At 37.7% G+C, this 17,157-nt stretch carries 16 protein-coding genes and 2 pseudogenes; 5 read left to right on the top strand and 13 right to left on the bottom strand.

Annotation, left to right across the window (positions count from 1 at the left end):
* Positions 1–3 precede the first annotated feature (3 nt).
* From IGL42_RS06600 to ptb, 8 genes and pseudogenes are all read right to left on the bottom strand, one after another.
* Positions 4–1,056 carry a PTS sugar transporter subunit IIC gene (locus IGL42_RS06600; RefSeq protein ID WP_010710316.1) on the bottom strand — a complete coding sequence of 351 codons (1,053 nt, stop codon included), beginning with the start codon at positions 1,054–1,056 and terminating at the stop codon, positions 4–6.
* A gap of 143 nt (positions 1,057–1,199) precedes the next feature.
* Positions 1,200–2,132, bottom strand: a pseudogene (locus tag IGL42_RS06605) (dihydrolipoamide acetyltransferase family protein); the annotation flags it as partial.
* Between the two features lie 207 nt (positions 2,133–2,339).
* Positions 2,340–2,510: pseudogene (locus tag IGL42_RS06610) on the bottom strand (biotin/lipoyl-containing protein); the annotation flags it as partial.
* A 23-nt stretch (positions 2,511–2,533) separates the two neighbouring features.
* Positions 2,534–3,520: an alpha-ketoacid dehydrogenase subunit beta gene (locus tag IGL42_RS06615; protein WP_010710314.1), complete on the bottom strand. Its 987-nt coding sequence runs from the start codon at positions 3,518–3,520 to the stop codon at positions 2,534–2,536.
* A gap of 21 nt (positions 3,521–3,541) precedes the next feature.
* Positions 3,542–4,534, bottom strand: a complete 993-nt coding sequence (locus tag IGL42_RS06620; RefSeq protein ID WP_002360226.1) for a thiamine pyrophosphate-dependent dehydrogenase E1 component subunit alpha — start codon at positions 4,532–4,534, stop codon at positions 3,542–3,544.
* 10 nt (positions 4,535–4,544) lie between these two features.
* Positions 4,545–5,954 (bottom strand): dihydrolipoyl dehydrogenase, encoded by a 1,410-nt coding sequence (gene lpdA, locus IGL42_RS06625; protein ID WP_002391793.1) that lies wholly within the window; start codon positions 5,952–5,954, stop codon positions 4,545–4,547.
* Between the two features lie 5 nt (positions 5,955–5,959).
* A complete protein-coding gene (gene buk, locus IGL42_RS06630; RefSeq protein WP_010710313.1) occupies positions 5,960–7,042 on the bottom strand; it encodes a butyrate kinase in 1,083 nt (360 codons plus the stop codon).
* Positions 7,043–7,060: 18 nt separating this feature from the next.
* Positions 7,061–7,882 carry a branched-chain phosphotransacylase gene (gene ptb, locus IGL42_RS06635; protein WP_010710312.1) on the bottom strand — a complete coding sequence of 274 codons (822 nt, stop codon included), beginning with the start codon at positions 7,880–7,882 and terminating at the stop codon, positions 7,061–7,063.
* Positions 7,883–8,164: 282 nt separating this feature from the next.
* Between ptb and IGL42_RS06640 the strand changes: the two genes are divergently transcribed.
* The gene (locus IGL42_RS06640) at positions 8,165–9,199 is read left to right on the top strand and encodes a YdcF family protein (RefSeq protein WP_010708703.1); all 1,035 of its coding nucleotides are present in this window, start codon (positions 8,165–8,167) and stop codon (positions 9,197–9,199) included.
* 59 nt (positions 9,200–9,258) lie between these two features.
* Here the strand turns inward: IGL42_RS06640 and IGL42_RS06645 are convergent, their stop codons facing one another.
* Together IGL42_RS06645 and IGL42_RS06650 are read right to left on the bottom strand one after the other, a co-directional pair.
* Positions 9,259–9,981: a TraX family protein gene (locus IGL42_RS06645; RefSeq protein ID WP_002357468.1), complete on the bottom strand. Its 723-nt coding sequence runs from the start codon at positions 9,979–9,981 to the stop codon at positions 9,259–9,261.
* 104 nt (positions 9,982–10,085) lie between these two features.
* A complete protein-coding gene (locus tag IGL42_RS06650) occupies positions 10,086–10,838 on the bottom strand; it encodes a DUF7006 family protein (RefSeq protein WP_025191822.1) in 753 nt (250 codons plus the stop codon).
* Positions 10,839–11,034: 196 nt separating this feature from the next.
* Between IGL42_RS06650 and IGL42_RS06655 the strand changes: the two genes are divergently transcribed.
* The 4 genes from IGL42_RS06655 to IGL42_RS06670 all read left to right on the top strand — a co-directional run bounded on the left by IGL42_RS06655 (position 11,035) and on the right by IGL42_RS06670 (position 13,974).
* On the top strand, positions 11,035–11,829 hold the full coding sequence (locus IGL42_RS06655; RefSeq protein ID WP_010710310.1) for an SDR family NAD(P)-dependent oxidoreductase: 795 nt from the start codon (positions 11,035–11,037) through the stop codon (positions 11,827–11,829).
* Between the two features lie 128 nt (positions 11,830–11,957).
* Complete coding sequence (locus tag IGL42_RS06660; RefSeq protein ID WP_010710309.1) at positions 11,958–12,386, top strand: MarR family winged helix-turn-helix transcriptional regulator; 429 nt, start codon at positions 11,958–11,960, stop codon at positions 12,384–12,386.
* A gap of 10 nt (positions 12,387–12,396) precedes the next feature.
* Positions 12,397–13,359, top strand: coding sequence for a ring-cleaving dioxygenase (locus IGL42_RS06665; RefSeq protein ID WP_033596522.1), 963 nt, complete (start codon positions 12,397–12,399; stop codon positions 13,357–13,359).
* 12 nt (positions 13,360–13,371) lie between these two features.
* Complete coding sequence (locus IGL42_RS06670) at positions 13,372–13,974, top strand: alpha/beta hydrolase (protein WP_010710308.1); 603 nt, start codon at positions 13,372–13,374, stop codon at positions 13,972–13,974.
* Positions 13,975–14,053: 79 nt separating this feature from the next.
* Here IGL42_RS06670 and IGL42_RS06675 read toward each other — a convergent pair whose 3' ends face one another.
* The 3 genes from IGL42_RS06675 to IGL42_RS06685 form a co-directional block, all read right to left on the bottom strand.
* Positions 14,054–15,022: an NADP-dependent oxidoreductase gene (locus tag IGL42_RS06675; protein ID WP_025191820.1), complete on the bottom strand. Its 969-nt coding sequence runs from the start codon at positions 15,020–15,022 to the stop codon at positions 14,054–14,056.
* A 90-nt stretch (positions 15,023–15,112) separates the two neighbouring features.
* Positions 15,113–16,396: an ABC transporter permease gene (locus IGL42_RS06680; RefSeq protein WP_002357458.1), complete on the bottom strand. Its 1,284-nt coding sequence runs from the start codon at positions 16,394–16,396 to the stop codon at positions 15,113–15,115.
* Positions 16,397–17,077, bottom strand: a complete 681-nt coding sequence (locus IGL42_RS06685) for an ABC transporter ATP-binding protein (protein ID WP_002357457.1) — start codon at positions 17,075–17,077, stop codon at positions 16,397–16,399.
* Between the last annotated feature and the right edge of the window lie 80 nt (positions 17,078–17,157).

Genomic DNA, 17,157 nt, shown 5'->3' on the forward strand with positions numbered 1-17,157 from the left:
AATCTAGCCTTGATAAGCAAAGACGACTTTACTATCATAAAGTTTCAACACTTTTTCAAATAAGAATTTTGAGAATAAACCCGCGACAATTGGAACAACAAACCAAGAAAAGAGTAAGGGTAAGATCCCTAAGCCCGCATCCAACGAAGCAAGTGGCCCCACGAGTCCAACCAAGCCAAATCCAGCCGATTGTGGGGTTCCTGAAATGTTGAATAGAACCACAGGAATTGCTGAAATAGTCGCTGTAAATAAACAAGGAATTAAAATAATTGGGTATTTAAATAAGTTAGGCATCATCATTTTCATGCCGCCCAAAGAGACAGCCAGTGTCACTCCTGATTGGTTGACATTCCAAGAATTAATCACAAGAACAACAGTTGTGGCTGCAATTCCCATTGCAGCAGCACCTGCAGACAAGCCATTCAACTGAATCGCCAAACCGATTGCCACAGTAGTGATTGGCGAAATAATCAGTGCAGCAAATGAACAAGCAATTAAAATACTCATGATAATTGGCTGGAAATCAGTAAAATTGTTAATCACTTTCCCAATGGCGACCGTAATTTGTGTCACATATGGATAAATCAACATGCCAAACAAGCCTGCACCTACTCCAACAACGATCGGTAAAGCAATGATTTCCACTGAACCGAATTTTTTATCAATGACTAATAAAAGTAAGACTGCAACAGAAGCGGTAATCATAATATTAATGATGTCACCAGTACCTGCACCAATAAAGCCTTTCACTTCTGAATTAAATTTAATCACGCCAGAGCTAGCAAATGCTGCACCGCCAGCAATCATCATTTTCTGTGGCGTTAAGCCAAATTGAAAAGCAATCAGTCCACCAATAATTAAAGGGGTGGCTAGTTGGAAAATTTGCGCCGCATGAATAATCATTTCGATAATCTTGTATTCTGCAAAATATTTTAAAATGGCTCCTAATACAGCATTGGGAATTAAGGCGATAATGGTGCCGGAAGCTGTTCCAGCTAACACTTTGTTAAAAAATATTCTTGGGGTTAATTGAGCATCCAGTTTATCAGTGGGCATTTTCAACACTCCTATTGATTATTTTTGTTTTTTTAGAACAAGTTTGAGAATGATTGAACTTTCTATTAGATAAAGAGCGGCCTCAAAGAAGAGCGCTTATTTCTTTGAGGCGCTTTTTATTTAACTAAAGCAAGGAACGATTTTTAATATACATCCGTATCCGCATTATATTTCGCTAAATTATCTTTAACATCTCGCAAGAACTTACCTGCTTGTTGTCCATCTAAAATTCGATGATCAATAGAAAGACATAAATTAACCATATCTGCCACTTTAAAGCCTCCATCTGCGGTTGGCACAAGGCGTTTATTAATTGACTCTACTTGTAATATCGCAGCTTGTGGATGGTTAATAATTCCCATCGATTGGACGGAACCTAGTGTTCCAGTATTATTAAGAGTAAAGGTCCCTCCTTGCATTTCTTTGCTTGCTAGCGTTCCTTGTCGGACTTCTTGTGCCAAGCGATTGATTTCTTTAGCTAGCCCTGCAATTGAATAGTTATCCGCTTGTTGAATCACTGGCACATAAAGATGCTCGTCTGTCGTTACAGCTATGGATAAATTAACATCTTTATGATAAATAATTGAGCCATCATCCCAAGATGTATTGATTTTTGGATTTTTCTTTAACGCTTGAATGACTGCTTTGGCAAAAAATGGGAAGAAGCTTAGAGACAGGCCTTCTTGTTGTTTAAATTCATCTTTTAATGAATTTCTAAGTTGGACTAAGTTGGTCACATCCGCTTCCACCATTAACCAAGCGTGAGGGATTTCGTTGACACTTTGGACCATTTTTTTAGCAATTGCTTTACGTACAGGATCTGCAGAGACAATTTTATCTGTGGTTGTTTCAGTTGGACTAGCTGTTGCGGCGCTTTCATTTTGCGAAGCAACTGGCTCCTCTGAAATTGAAGGGCTAGTTCCTGGACTCACTGTTTTCTCAGGTGTTCTTGCCTGTGTTGGTGTAAAGTTTGTGACATCTTTTCTAGTAATTCGACCATCACGACCTGTCCCTGTAACTTGTGTTAAATCAATCTTTTTTTCTTGGGCAATTTTAAGGACTGCTGGGGAATAACGACCATTATTTTTTTGATGGGACGTCGCAGTGTTTGTTGTTGCAACCGTTTCATGTTCTTGCACTTGTTCCGCACTTGCTTCTTTCACTGGTGCTAAAGTAGCTACTTCTGTTTCTTCTGTTGTTTCTTCTGTTGTTTCTTCTGTCTCTAACGTCATCACCGCTGTTCCGATGGGCACATCTGTATCTAGAGAAATCAGAAATTCTTTTACTACACCATCAAAATCTGATGGGACTTCCGTGGTGACTTTATCAGAAACGACTTCCATTAAGGGATCATAGCGTTTCACTGAATCTCCTGGTTTAACTAACCATTGGACAATGGCTGCCTCTGTGACACTTTCGCCTAGATGAGGCATTTTGATTTCTTTTGTGGCCATTTATTTTTTCCTCCTTGCTTCAATTAAAATTCTGCTAATTCTTTCATTGCTGCTAATACTTGTTCTTCATTGATTAAAAATTCTCTTTCTAAAGGTAATGCATAAGGCATGCTTGGACAATCAGGTCCTGCAAGTCGTTGAATCGGTGCATCTAAATCAAAGAGAGCATCTTCTGAAATCATTGCCGCAATTTCACTCATCACGCTGCCTTCTTTATTGTCTTCTGTTACGAGTAAGACCTTCCCTGTTTTCTTAGCTGTAGCTACTAATGTTTCGCGATCTAAAGGATATAATGAGCGAACATCGACGATTTCGGCATCAATTCCTTCAGCGGCTAGTTTTTCCGCCGCAGCTAAAGCTAATTGCAAGGTCATGCCGTAACTAATCACGGTTAAATCACTACCCGTTCTAACGACATTGGCTTTGTCAATTGGTACGATATAATCATCTGCAGGCACTTCATCTTTTAGTAAACGATATAAACGCTTATGTTCGTAAAAAATGACTGGATCATCGGAACGAATCGCTGCTTTAATCATCCCTTTTGCATCATAAGGATTAGAGGGGGTCACCACTCTTAATCCTGGTTGTCCACAAAAAACTTTTTCTGTAGACTGAGAATGATACAGCCCACCACGAACACCGCCGCCATAAGGGGTCCGATAAACGATTGGCGCAGTCCAATCGCCTTTTGTTCTATAGCGCATTGTCCGAGCCTCTGATAACAATTGATTGGTTGCAGGCAAAATGTAATCCGCAAATTGAAATTCACCAATTGCGCGATAGCCCATTAAACCTAAGCCGACAGCTAAACCGCCAATTAAGCCTTCTGTTAACGGTGTATTAAAACAACGCTCGTCACCGTATTTAGCGGCTAAACCCTTTGTTACACCGAACACGCCGCCTTTGTCGCCGCCGACATCTTCCCCAAAAATAACTACTTTTTCATCACGAGCCATTTCTTCAGAAATTCCTAAGTTAATTGCTTCTAAATAAGTCATCTCAGCCATTATATTTCTTCTCCTCTTCTCTTATTTTGCATACACTTCTTCTAAAATTGATGTCGGTACAGGATCTGGCATTGCTTCTGCTTCATCCGTTGCTTGATTGATTTCTGCACGAATTTCTTCATCAATTTTGGCAATGTCTTCGTCTGTTAAATAGCCCTCTTCTAATAATTGTTTTTCAAAAAGCTTCACTGCATCGTTCTTTTTCATTTCTTCAATTTCTTCTTTTGAACGATAAACAGATTGATCATCGTCAGCGGAATGAGAAGTCAAGCGAGAAACCATTAATTCAATCAATTTTGGTCCTTTTTTCCCGCGAGCCGCTTTTACTGCTTCTTTAAATGCTAGATAGACTTCAGTAAAATCACTACCATCGACTGTTACACCTTCAAAGCCATAAGCTTTCGCGCGATCGGCCATTCGTTTATTGGCATACTGTTCTTCAATTGGGACAGAAATCGCATATTCATTATTTTCAACAACAAAAATGACTGGTAATTTTTTTACGCCTGCAAAGTTCATAGCTTCTTGGACTTCTCCTTGATTGGCAGAGCCTTCCCCAGTGGTGGTCAATGCAACAAAATCAGCTTTTTGAAGTTGCGCTGCATAACCAACACCTGTCGCTAATGGCATTTGTGTACTTACTGTTGAAGAGAAGGAAACAATATTATGCTCTTTTGAACCATAATGATTCGGCATTTGACGACCATGGGAAGAAGGATCCGCTTCTTTTCCAAAAGAACCCATTAAAATATCTTTGGAGGTCATGCCCCAAACCAAGCACGCGGTCATATCACGATAATACGGTAAAAAATAATCTTTTTGAGGATCAAAAGCCATCGCCATCGCTACTTGTGCAACTTCTGCCCCTTGACCAGAAATATTGAAAGAGGTCTTACCAATCCTTGTTAATTGCCACAACCGTTCGTCTAAACGACGTCCTCTTAGTACTTGACGATATGCCTGAATCAATTCTTCTTTTGATAAACCCGATTTTTTAAGCGTTTTCATTTTCATCAACCTTTCTCTATTTGTGAATCGCTAAGCCATAAGTATCTAAGGCTGCTTCTTGCAATACTTCTGTCATTGTTGGATGCGCATGGATTGCTTCACCAATTTCAATGGGCGCGGCATCTAAATACATGGCAGTACTTGCTTCGGCAATTAAATCCGTGACATGTGGCCCAATCATAGAAACCCCTAATAAATCATCGGTCTTCTTGTCACGAATTACTTCTATAAAGCCATCTGTTTCTCCATAAACAAGTGATTTACCATTACCATTAAAATTAAAGGTACCAATCACTACTTCTTTATCTGCTGGTAAAGTTTCTCTAGTATAGCCGACACTTGCTATTTCAGGATTTGTATAAACACCTCGAGGCACGTTTGTATAATTTAAAGGTTCAACTGTCTCGCCTAAAAGATGCTGAACAGCTAACTCTCCTTCTTTCATAGCCACATGTGCTAGTTGGAGTGTATCGATACAATCACCGATCGCATAAATATGTCCTTCTGTGGTTTGATAAAATTCATTTACTTCAATGCCTTTGTCAGTATATTTCACTGAGGTATTCTGTAACCCTAACTTATTGATATTGGGTTGACGCCCAATTGCTACCATGACTTTGTCAACAGCGAGGCTTTCTTGTCCTGCAACTTCTATTTGAACCTTCTGCCCGGTAACTTTCGCTTCTTGGACTTTGCTACCTAATAAAATGTTAATTCCTCGTTGCTCTAAACGTTTCTTTAATTCTTTAGAAATTGTTGCACTCTCATTTATAAGTAACCGATCCAAAAATTCAATGATAGTTACGTTGACACCTAAGCTATTTAATAAAGAAGCCCACTCGACACCAATAACGCCACCACCAATAATTGCAATTGATTCTGGTAGCTCTTCTAATTCAAGCATCCCATCAGAAGATAAGATAAATTCTTCATCCAGTGGCAAATTAGGTAACGTTTTAGGACTAGAACCTGTCGCAATAATGACATTTTTAGGAACGATAATTTCTTCTTCCCGTGTTGGATCATTAAACGTAACTGCCACTGCGCCAGAGACTGGTGAAAAAATAGAGGGACCTAAAATCGCACCTTCGCCTGCTAAAATTTTGATTTTATTTTTTTTGCATAAGCCTTCAACACCTTTGTGTAACTGCTCAATAATTCCTTCTTTCCGTTGTTGTATTTTAGAAAAATCAATGGACGCTGCCTCTGTTTCAATCCCAAAAGAAGCCGCTTGTTTTAAGGTATCAAAAACCTCTGCGCTTCTTAATAAAGCTTTTGTAGGGATACAGCCTTTGTGCAAACAAGTGCCACCTAATTTGTATTTTTCAACAATTGTGACGTTTAGCCCTTTTTGTGCGGCTCGAATTGCTGCTACATAGCCTCCTGTTCCGCCACCTAAAATCAGTAAATCTGTTTGTTCCGCCATTTTGATCACTCCTGCTCAATTTTTGCTTCACTATAATTTAAAGCTTGTTCTTCCCCTGTTAATACTCGATTGACGCCTTCATATAAAGCAGCCATCTCCATTTCACCTGGGTAAACCTTAATTGGTGCAATCCAAGTGATTTTTTGACTAATTTCTTGAACAACGGTTTGCGAGTAGGCTGCGCCCCCTGTTAAAATAATTGCATCAATTGTGCCTTCAAGAACTACGGCCATCTCGCCAATACTTTTTGCGATTTGGTAACACATTCCTTTTAAATAGTAATTTGCTGTTTGATCACCTGCAGCTATTTGTGCTTGGATATGCCGTAAATCTGTTTCACCTAGGTATGATTTAAGGCCGCTATTACCCGCAATTAGCTTTTTCACTTGGCTAATCGTTAACTCCTGTTCAAGTATCCATTGCGCAAATTCAACGAGCGGTAAGGCACCACTGCGTTCTGGCGTATAAGGACCTTCACCATCAAGCCCATTTACCACATCCACCATGCGGCCTTTTTGATGCGCCCCCAAGCTAATGCCCCCACCTAAATGAACAACGATAAAATTGCTTTGCTCATATGTTTTCCCTAAATCCTCAGCGATTTTTCGAGCGACCGCTTTTTGATTTAAGGCGTGACCAACGCTACGCCGGTGAATGCCTTTTAATCCGGAAATCCTGGCTAATGGTTGTAGCTCATCTACAACAACAGGATCGACAATAAAGGCTGGCACGTGATATTTTTCTGCAAACTCATTAGCTAAAATCGCCCCTAAATTTGAAGCATGGGTATTAAAGCGTTCTGTCCGCAAGTCTTCTAGCATTTGTTGATCGACAAGATACGTACCGCCAGGAATAGGCTTAAGCAAACCACCACGCCCTACGACAGCGGCTAATTGTGTGATGTTATGTGTTTCTAAAAATTCCGCGATCATTTGTTTTCGAAATGGTGTTTGACTGACAACATTTTCAAAAGGTGCCAATTCTTGGACGCTATGTCTAAGCGTTTCTTCCGCCAAGCAATCATGATTAGCAAAAAGCGCTAACTTCGTGGAGGTCGATCCAGGATTAATAACCAATACTGTTTCCATTGTTTTCTGCTCCTTTTTTTAAACTTGTCTCATGGCAAATCTTAATGAATGGAATTTGCTTTCTGTTGAATCGCTTCTAGATGTTAAAACGACTGGGACTTTTGTGCCAACAATCGTTCCTCCCACTTTGGCGTGCCCAAACAAGGTTAATGATTTGTATAAACAATTTCCAACATCAATAGTTGGGACCACTAAAATATCTGCATCCCCCATGATAGGACCGCTGTAACGTTTATGCGCAACCGCTTCTTCAGAGGTCGCTAAATCAAGCGAAAGTGGCCCAAAAACCGTAGCCTCTTGTTGATCATTAAAATGTGCCGTGACTTCTTTTGCTAAAACAGACGAAGGCATTTTAGGATTGAAATTTTCCGCTGCGCTTAACAAAGCAATTTTCGGGTGATGCAATCCCAATTTTTGGGCGACTTCTTTAGCATTTTCAACAATTTCAATGAGGGTCGCTTGAGTGGGGGCGATATTCATCGCACAATCGGTTAACAAGAAGGTTTTTCCCGCAGGCAGCTCCACCATTGCTACATGGGAAAGAATTGGTTTATTCTTTAATTGATGCTCACTTTTCAACATTTCTTTTAGTAATGTGTGGGTCTGGATAATTCCTTTCAATAAAATTTGTGCTTGACCAGTTGCAACTAAACTGACAGCTTCCCGTGCTACCGCGGCCTCATCTGAGCAATGAACATATTTCCAGAGATTTTCAGTATCAAGATTTTCGCTTGTATCAAATACAATAAACTGCAACGGTTGCTCGGATTCTTTTAGTGCTTTTTTAACTAACTGTAAAATCTCTGGTTGTGAACCTCCTGCAATTGAAACAGTGATCATTTTCTCACCTCATTTTTTCTTCTTTACACTTTAAATCTACCTTAGTATGTAAGCGCATACAAATTGTTAATTTTTATGTCCTTATTAATATTTTTTATAGAGAAGGAAAAGCTTAGTAAATCAAGCTTTTCTTTCTCTAAACAATTGTTATCTAATTTACTTTTCATGAAAAAACTTCTTTTCTAAGAATGAAAGGAAAACTTATGCTTCGGCACAGCTGTTTATTTATGTCCGATCCTAAAGCATGTTATACTTTAGATACTTATTTTTAGGAGGAATTAAATGGCACTACTACTATTCTTTTTGTTTATCGCCCTACTAGGATTTGGTATATTAAAAATTAATAACCGCAGTATCCTCGGCGGTATCACTCTGGCTTCTGGCACCTTATTGTCATTAGTCACCTTACTATTTATCGGACTAGACAAAATTTATTTACATTTTAAGAATGGCGACCTAATTACTTTGGCCATTGCTTATCTATTAATTCCCGCTGTGTTTATCGGCATTTGCCTTTACTTTATTTTTAACTCACGTACGATGCAAACGAAAGAAGGCAAAAGTGTCACGGCTAAATTGTCGGCGGGCTTAGGGCTGAACTTATTAATTGCTTTACCAGCCTTTCTATATTTATTATCAGTTGGCACAGCGCAAATACCTTATATGCTTTTTCTGTTCTTACTTTTTCTATTGTTAATGGATCTTTTGCTGACCTTTCTATTTGCTGCTTACGTCTTGTATTCATGGATGTACCAAATGATTCCTTTAAAAAAAGCGGTTGATTATATCATTGTTTTAGGTTCGGGAATTCGTAGCGAGGAAGTACCTCCACTTTTGAAGAGTCGGTTAGATAAAGGGATTGAATATTATGAAAAAAATCCCACCGCTAAATTTGTAGTCAGCGGTGGTCAAGGTCCTGACGAACCTGTGGCCGAAGCTTTCGCAATGAAAAAATATTTGCTTTCACAAAATATTCCTGCAGAAGCAATTTTGATGGAGGACCAATCCACAACCACTTATGAAAATATGTTGTTTTCTAAAGCAATAATTCAGGCAGATTGGCAAAAGATGCCGTCTGATTCTAAACAACCCTCTGTTATTTTTTCAACAAATAACTATCATGTCTTACGAGGAGCTATGTATGCCCATCGTGTTGGCTTAAAAGCTGAAGGTGTCGGGGCGCCAACTGCCTTATATTTTTTACCGACTGCTCTAATCCGAGAATACATTGCCTTACTGGTTCATGATAAGCGAATTGTGCTTTTTGTTTTTCTACTTGTCACTCTTCTTTTAGGAATCAGTATCTTACCCATCTAAAAAAACAGCGACTCACATTTTTGTGAGTCGCTGTTTTTATTCTTTTAATATAAAAAGGTTTAATGAACGTAATTGGCTATCAATGCAATCAGCCATAAATGAAGCGGATAGAATCCGTAAAATAAATATTTGAAAAATGGTGCTTTGCTCCCTCTCTCACCATTGTAAAGCGATATAAATGGTAACACAGTGATAAACATAAAATCAGAATTATAAGCTAACATTTCAATTGTCGTTGGCCAATCTCCCAACCATTGAAAACTTGTAACTAAGAAAAAGAGCGCTAATGCACCATATAAACAGTTCCGTAAGACAAGTCTCTTTCTGGCTAGATACGTAATCAACATAAAAGGTAACATCACAATGCCACCTTCAGCAAACATTGCTCCTATTCCTAAAATTGCTAATATACTAATCAATAAAACAATTTTTAAACTGATTTTTGGCATCTCTAGCATCGCTTTTGTCACAATTAACATACTGACACCAAGGGCTAAGGTGAAGAAAATATTGTTGTGAACAGCGACAGCTGGATTATTCACTAAATGATTTAGAAGCGTATTTCCAACAAACATGATTGCTGCCCAAATATACAAACGACCATTGTAACGATAAACATTCCGTGTATAGTTGAACCCTTCTACAGCCATGTAACCAAAAAACACACCGACACAACGAGTAATTACATGAAAAATCAGTGCCCATTCTGGCGGAACAAAATAACTAATATGGTCAAGAACCATTAACCCCATCATCAATAACTTTAAGCGATTTGCGTTCATGAATCGTCTCCTTTATTTTTTCTACAGAAACTATCATATCTTTTTATATAACAGAAAACAACGAACATTCTTGTTAGATTCAACCATTCTTTTTGTCACTTTCGTTAAACCTGGTATCGCAAAGATAAATCTTCAAATAAATAATGTTGGTATTTAAATTGTTCAAAATGAATTTTTCGAATTTCTTGCTTAATGGCTATTAAGCATTCATCGACCGTCATCAATGATTCTTCTTTCAGAAGCGCCTCTTCTATTAATAATTTGCATTGGCAATCAATCAATAAAAGTTGACTATAGAATGTGTAAAATGTTTCTTTATTTAATTTTTCAATCAAATTTTTAGCTTGATTCTGCAACTTTTGATAACATTTGGTCAATTTTTGATAATCCATTAAATCAACTAACTGACCTTGTTTTAACATGTTACTAAAGTCTAAATCCCAAAGCATTTCTTTAGTCGGCTGTTGCAATAAATAATACATAGAATGACTACTAATAATTTCAGTGGTCGGTTCTTCAATTGTTTCATAAAAAGTCACAAAATATTCTCGCTCAATCACAGTAATAATTTCTTCTTCTGAAAGCTCACAATCTTCTAAATTTTGATAGAATATCAATAATTTAATCCGCTCATCTATTTTATTCAGCGAAGCGACTAATTCAGGAAAAAGAACCGACTGACAATTCTCTACTAATTCTCTTGCCTTATTTTGTTCATTTTTATAAAAGTTGTATAACTTTTTCCGCTGTTTTAACGAGTTTAATAAGTTATCGGGTATATTCCAGTAATATTGTTTCTTCATAGCATTCCCACTCTTCTTTTTTATGTACAATTTTACAAAATTGGTATTAGCCAATTTCGTCTCTAGTTATTCTATCAAAAAAGTGACGCTTTTTTACTGACAATAATTACTCGTTTTACGCCCAAAAAGTGAAAACTCAGCTGTTAAGTAATTATTGGGGCTTGTTTCTCGCGGGCCGAAAAAACTTTTTCCTTTTAAAAGTCCAGAAAAAGACCTACACTAGAGATAGACAAACGTTGGAGGGATTTAAATGGATTTACACTTAACGAATAAATTAGCATTAATTACTGGTTCAACCAAAGGAATTGGCAAAGCAATTGCGATTGAAATGGCTCGTGAAGGGACCGATGTCATTATCAATGGGCGCAATGAAGCCGAAGTAACTAAAGTTGTTGAAGAAATACAAACAATGTTTCCAGACACTCATCCTCAAGCAGGAACTGCCGATATTTCCATTGAAAGTCAACGAACTACTTTACTTGAAAAATTCCCTAAAGTCGACATTTTAGTGAATAATATGGGGATTTTTGAACCAATGGAATACTGGGACATCGATGACGCCACTTGGGAAAAATTTTTTACTGTGAACGTGTTGTCAGGCAATGCATTAGCAAAAGCTTATCTACCTAAAATGCTTGCACAAGATTTTGGTCGCATTATTTTCATCGCTAGCGAAGAAGCGGTGATGCCTTCTGGCGAAATGCCCCAATATAGCATGACAAAAACGATGAATCTTTCTTTAGCTAAAAGTTTATCCAACTTAACTGTCGGCACACATGTCACCGTTAACACGGTTATGCCTGGCTCAACCCTTACCGAAGGTGTAGAAAAAATGTTGGAAGATATGTACGCTGATTCAGACATTCCCAAAGAGGATTGGGAAAAAGATTTCATGAAAAATCATCGTTCTCGTTCACAAATCCAACGGCTCATTCGACCAGAAGAAATTGGTCGTTTTGTTACCTTTGTGGCCAGCCCGGATTCTTCTTCATTCTCAGGCGAAGCCTTAAGAATCGATGGCGGCTTAGTTCCAACAATCTTCTAAAATAAACAAAAAAGACAGCCAGCAAAAATTCACATTTTTTGCTGGCTGTTTTTTTAAGCATATTAATTGATTACTTACCAAAAGTAAGTTATATTTATCTCGAATTCGAAATAAAAAGAGGTGAAACAATGAACCAACAGCAAGAAGCTTTAAAAGCCTATATCGGTTTATTAAGAACCAGCCATCGACTAGAGCAACTTGCCAAGCAAGATGTTACTTGTTATGACTTAAACATTACAGAATTTTCAGTGTTAGAGCTGTTACTCCATAAAGGTCCTCAGACCATCCAAAAAATTAAGGAGAAAATTTTAATCGCTAGCAGTAGCACCACTTATGTTATTGACCAATTACATAAAAAAGGCTATGTAACGCGCACTCCCAGTGAAAAAGACCGACGCATTACTTACGTCGAATTAACAGAAGCTGGAAAAACATTAATTAAAGAAATTTTCCCGACGCATGCAAAGCGAATTGCAGAAGCATTTGAACAACTCTCTTCCGAAGAATTAACACTTCTTCAAAAAAATTTACGAAAAATAACAAATGAAACGAAATGAGGAAATAATGATGAAAAAAGAAGATCAATTATTAGGAATCCACCACGTTACAGCTATGACAAGTGATGCAGAAAAAAACTATCACTTCTTTACAGATGTTTTAGGGATGCGTTTAGTCAAAAAAACAGTGAATCAAGATGATATCTATACTTACCATACCTATTTTGCTGATGATTTGGGTACACCAGGTACAACCATGACCTTTTTCGATTTTCCCAATAACCCTAAAGGATTAAAAGGAACCAATACAATTTCAAGAACAGGGTTCCGGGTTCCTTCAGATGCAGCTTTGACTTATTATGAAAATCGCTTCAATGAATTTGCTGTCAAACACACAGGCATTTCTGAAGAATTCGGGAAAAAAGTCCTTCGCTTTTGGGATTTTGATGATCAAGCGTATCAATTAATCTCTGATGAATTAAATCAGGGCGTTGCAGCGGGTACCCCTTGGAAAAAAGGACCTGTTCCAACAGAATTTGCGATTTATGGCTTAGGACCTGTGGAAATAGCTATTTCCTATTTTCATGAATTCAAAGAAGTCTTTGAAGAAATTCTAGGCTTTCACGTAGTGGCACAAGAAGGCAATCGCTATTTACTAGAAGTTGGCCAAGGTGGCAATGGTGCCCAAGTCATTTTGGTAGACGATGATACTAGCTCACAAGCACAACAAGGATATGGTGAAGTACATCACGTTGCATTCCGCTTAGCGGATCGCAAATCACTTGGGACTTGGCAAGCGCTCTTTGATCATTTAGGCTTACAAAACTCTGGCTATGTCGATCGTTATTACTTTGAATCATTGTATGTTCGTATTGGGCATATTTTAGTCGAATTAGCCACCGATGAACCAGGATTTATGGGGGATGAACCTTACGAAACATTAGGAGAAAAGTTATCTCTTGCGCCATTTTTAGAAAACCGTCGTGAGTATATTGAGAGTGTTATCAAGCCTTTCAATACAAAACGAGCCTAAGGAGGAAAAAACATGCATTCAATTTTTAAAAAAGGACATCCTGAAGCACCTGTCTTTGTGCTACTTCACGGTACAGGTGGTGATGAAACATCTCTCCTACCAATTGCCCAAGAACTAAATAAACAAGCTACTGTGCTAAGTATTCGTGGTGATGTTTCAGAAAATGGAACGAATCGTTATTTTAAGCGCCTAGCGGAAGGTCATTATGACTTAGAAGATCTAGAAAAACGCGGCGAGGCGCTTCATAAGTTTATTCAACAAGCCGCTAACGAGCATCAATTTTCATTGGATAAAATTATTTTTATTGGCTATTCAAATGGGGCCAATATCGCTATTCAATTATTGCTTACTCATCCCGACAGCTACCATCAAGCTGTCCTCTATCATCCCATGTTTCCTGTTGAATTGACCAATCAACCAGACTTGACCGACACTTCTGTTTTATTATCTCTAGGAGAGCATGACCCGATTGTTCCACTTCCTGAAAGTATGCGTGTGATTCAATTATTTCAGAATCATGGAGCAACCGTACAAGAGGTTTGGACACAAAGTCATCAATTAACTTATCAAGAAATTAAGGAAACACAAACTTGGTTGGCACATCTGTCCTCTTAACAAAAAAGTGGGTCCTAAGTCGAAATGACTTAGGACCCACTTTTTCTATTTTAAGATAACTCACTGTCTGAGCTTCTTTTTATTCTGCCATTTGAACAACTATTTTACCAACTGCATGGTGCGTTTCACTGAGTGCATGTGCATCATAAATCCCTTGTCTAGAAAAAGGGAAAACTTCACCAATAATTGATTTCACTTTTCCAGCTGCCATCAAATCAGCAATTTTTTGTAATTGTTCTCCATTTGGTTGAAGCCAAATACTTTCAGCAGAAATATTTTTTTCGGCTGCCAATTGTTTATCTTCAATGCCCACAATTGAAACAAGACGACCGGTGTTTGGTTTTAAGACGGCAAAACTATTTTTTTGAACCTCACCACCCATTGTATCAAAGACCAAATCAACATCAGCTAATACCTCTGCAAAATTCGTTGTATGATAATCAATCACTTCATCTGCACCAATTTTTCTCAGTAAGGCATGATTTTTTGCGCTAGCGGTCGTGATGACATGTGCGCCCGCTTCTTTTGCTAGTTGAATCGCATAAGTACCGACCCCACCTGCACCAGCATGAATTAAAACAGTTTCTCCTTCTTTAAGGTGACCATGATCAAACAATGCTTGCCAAGCGGTTAAACCAGCCAACGGAACGGCAGCCGCTTCTTCAAAGCTAATTGTTTCAGGGATTTTTGCTAATAAATGATCATCCACAATCGTTACTTCTGCATAGGTGCCAAAACGAGTAGTTTCAGGACGAGCAAAAACTTTATCGCCAACTTGCCAATCCGTTACTTGACTCCCCACCTCTGTAATCACACCAGCGACATCCCAACCAAGAATAATCGGAAAGGACCAATCAAACATCTGTTTTAAATATCCTTCACGCAATTTCCAATCAATCGGATTAATTGATGTCGCGTATTCTTTTACCAACACTTGATGTTCCGATAATTCTGGCAGTGTTACTTCTGCTTCTTCAAGTACCTCTTTACTTCCGTACTGATTAACCACAACAGCTTTCATAAGCCAACTTCCTCTCATTTGTTTCATTTTTCACACTTTTAGTATACGCCTATTGCCTTCTTTTTATATAAGAATATGCTTTAGTTAAATTGAGAGAAAGTAGCTGTTTTTAGTCTATTATTCATAACGTAAAGATTCAATTGGATCTAATTTTGCTGCTCTTCGAGCTGGTAAAGTTCCTGCTAAAAAAGCAATAAACATAATAACTAAGATAATCGTTAGTGAAGATGGCAATGAAAATTGAATTAATTTAAATCCTGTTAAAGCCTTTAAAAAAGAATCCGTTGCCAAACGATTAACTAAATTTCCAACCCCAACAGCTCCTAAAATGCCTAATATTGAGCCAAAAAAGCCAATTAAAGCCGCCTCAACACTAAAAATTGTAAAGACTTTCCCATTGCTAAGTCCCATGGCTTTCATTAAACCAATTTCTCGCGTTCTTTCTTGGACAGACATATACAGCGTGTTAATAATGCCAAAACTTGCAGCTAACAAGGCAATTGCACCAAACATGGTTAAGACACCAGTGATTGCATTGATTATATTACGAATCATGCCAATTTCATCTTCGACAGTAGTCGCTAAATAGCCAGCTTTGTCTAAATCTTTTTTGATGTCCTTAATCTGCTCTGGCGTGCTGTCTTTTTTAACTTCAGCAATAATCATCGCGTATTGATTTTTTAAATGTTCTGGAAGATCTGCTTGATTGATTGAGACAACTTTATCAATCAATGCTTTATTCATCAACGAGAGCCCATTTTGAATGACACTGGCATTTCTAACGCCAACAATTTTCGCTTCAATAACTTGCTCTTGTCCTTTCAAGGAACTTGAGATACCTAATTGAACTGTTTCTCCCACGGCAGCTTTACTAGATGTATAGCCGAGCGCTTTTACATATTCTGGTGACAAATTAATTTCGAAGTCCTGGCTCGTTTGCGAAACTTTACGGCCAGCCGCTAAATCAATGGTCATCTCATCTAGCGCAGAAGTTGCTGAAAATACATATTTATGCTTATCTGCTCCTTTTATATAATCGATAGCAACGGATTTCATTGGTTCCACTGATGTAACATCCGAGATTTTTTTAATCTTCTCAATATCTTTTTCAGCAAGCATACTTTGTTGTTGAATCGTACTGGTTTTTTTCTCTGGATTATATTTACTTGGTTCTGTTCCGTTACCAACATTCATCTCCATTTTTGGCTGAATAAATAGCTGATTTGCACCACCGACACTGCCGACTTGTTTGTCAATATAATCATTTACACCAATATTGACTCCTGTAGTTAAAGCTATGGTAAATGCTCCAATAAAGATTGCAATAATGGTCAATACGGTTCGACCTTTATTACGCATTAAATTGGTACTAGCTGATTTTAAAATATCTCTAAATTTCATTTACTCATCTCCTCCTACAATCAAGCCGTCTCGAACATGAACTTGCCGATCACAACGTGCTGCTAAGTCTGGATCATGTGTCACAATAATTAAGGTAATTCCTTTATTTTTATTTAAATCAAATAACAATTCTTCAATTTTCTTCCCAGTGGCAGAATCTAAATTCCCTGTAGGTTCATCTGCAAAAATAATTTGCGGATTATTAACTAAAGCACGCGCTATACATACCCGTTGTTTTTGGCCACCAGATAAATTATTCGCTTTATTTTGAACTTTATCTTCCAAACCGACTGCTTTTAACGCATCTAAAGCCATCTTTTTCCTCTTGCTACCGGAAATTCCACCAATTTTTAATGGTAAAAGAACATTATTTAAAACTGTATCCTTGGCATTCATAAAGAATTGTTGAAAAACAAAACCAAATTCTTCATTTCTCGTTTTATTCAGCACTTTCTTTCTAATACTAGTAACATTTTTACCATTTAAATAAATATCTCCTGAAGTTGGTTGATCTAACAATGCCAAAATGTGCATAAATGTTGATTTCCCAGAGCCACTTTTACCAATTATGGCCACAGATTCACCTTTTTCAACTTTTAAATCAACACCTTTTAACGCATCAAATTTTGTTTCGTTCTTTCCATAACTTTTTTTAATATTTTTTGCTTCAATTACCGCCATGTTACCCCTCCATTTTTCATTCTTTGTCGTTTACTTATTTACAAAGTTTTTTACTCTTTTCATACTCCTTTCTTCTCTTT

This window comes from Enterococcus sp. DIV0712 (assembly GCF_050554855.1).
Classification (GTDB): domain Bacteria; phylum Bacillota; class Bacilli; order Lactobacillales; family Enterococcaceae; genus Enterococcus; species Enterococcus faecalis.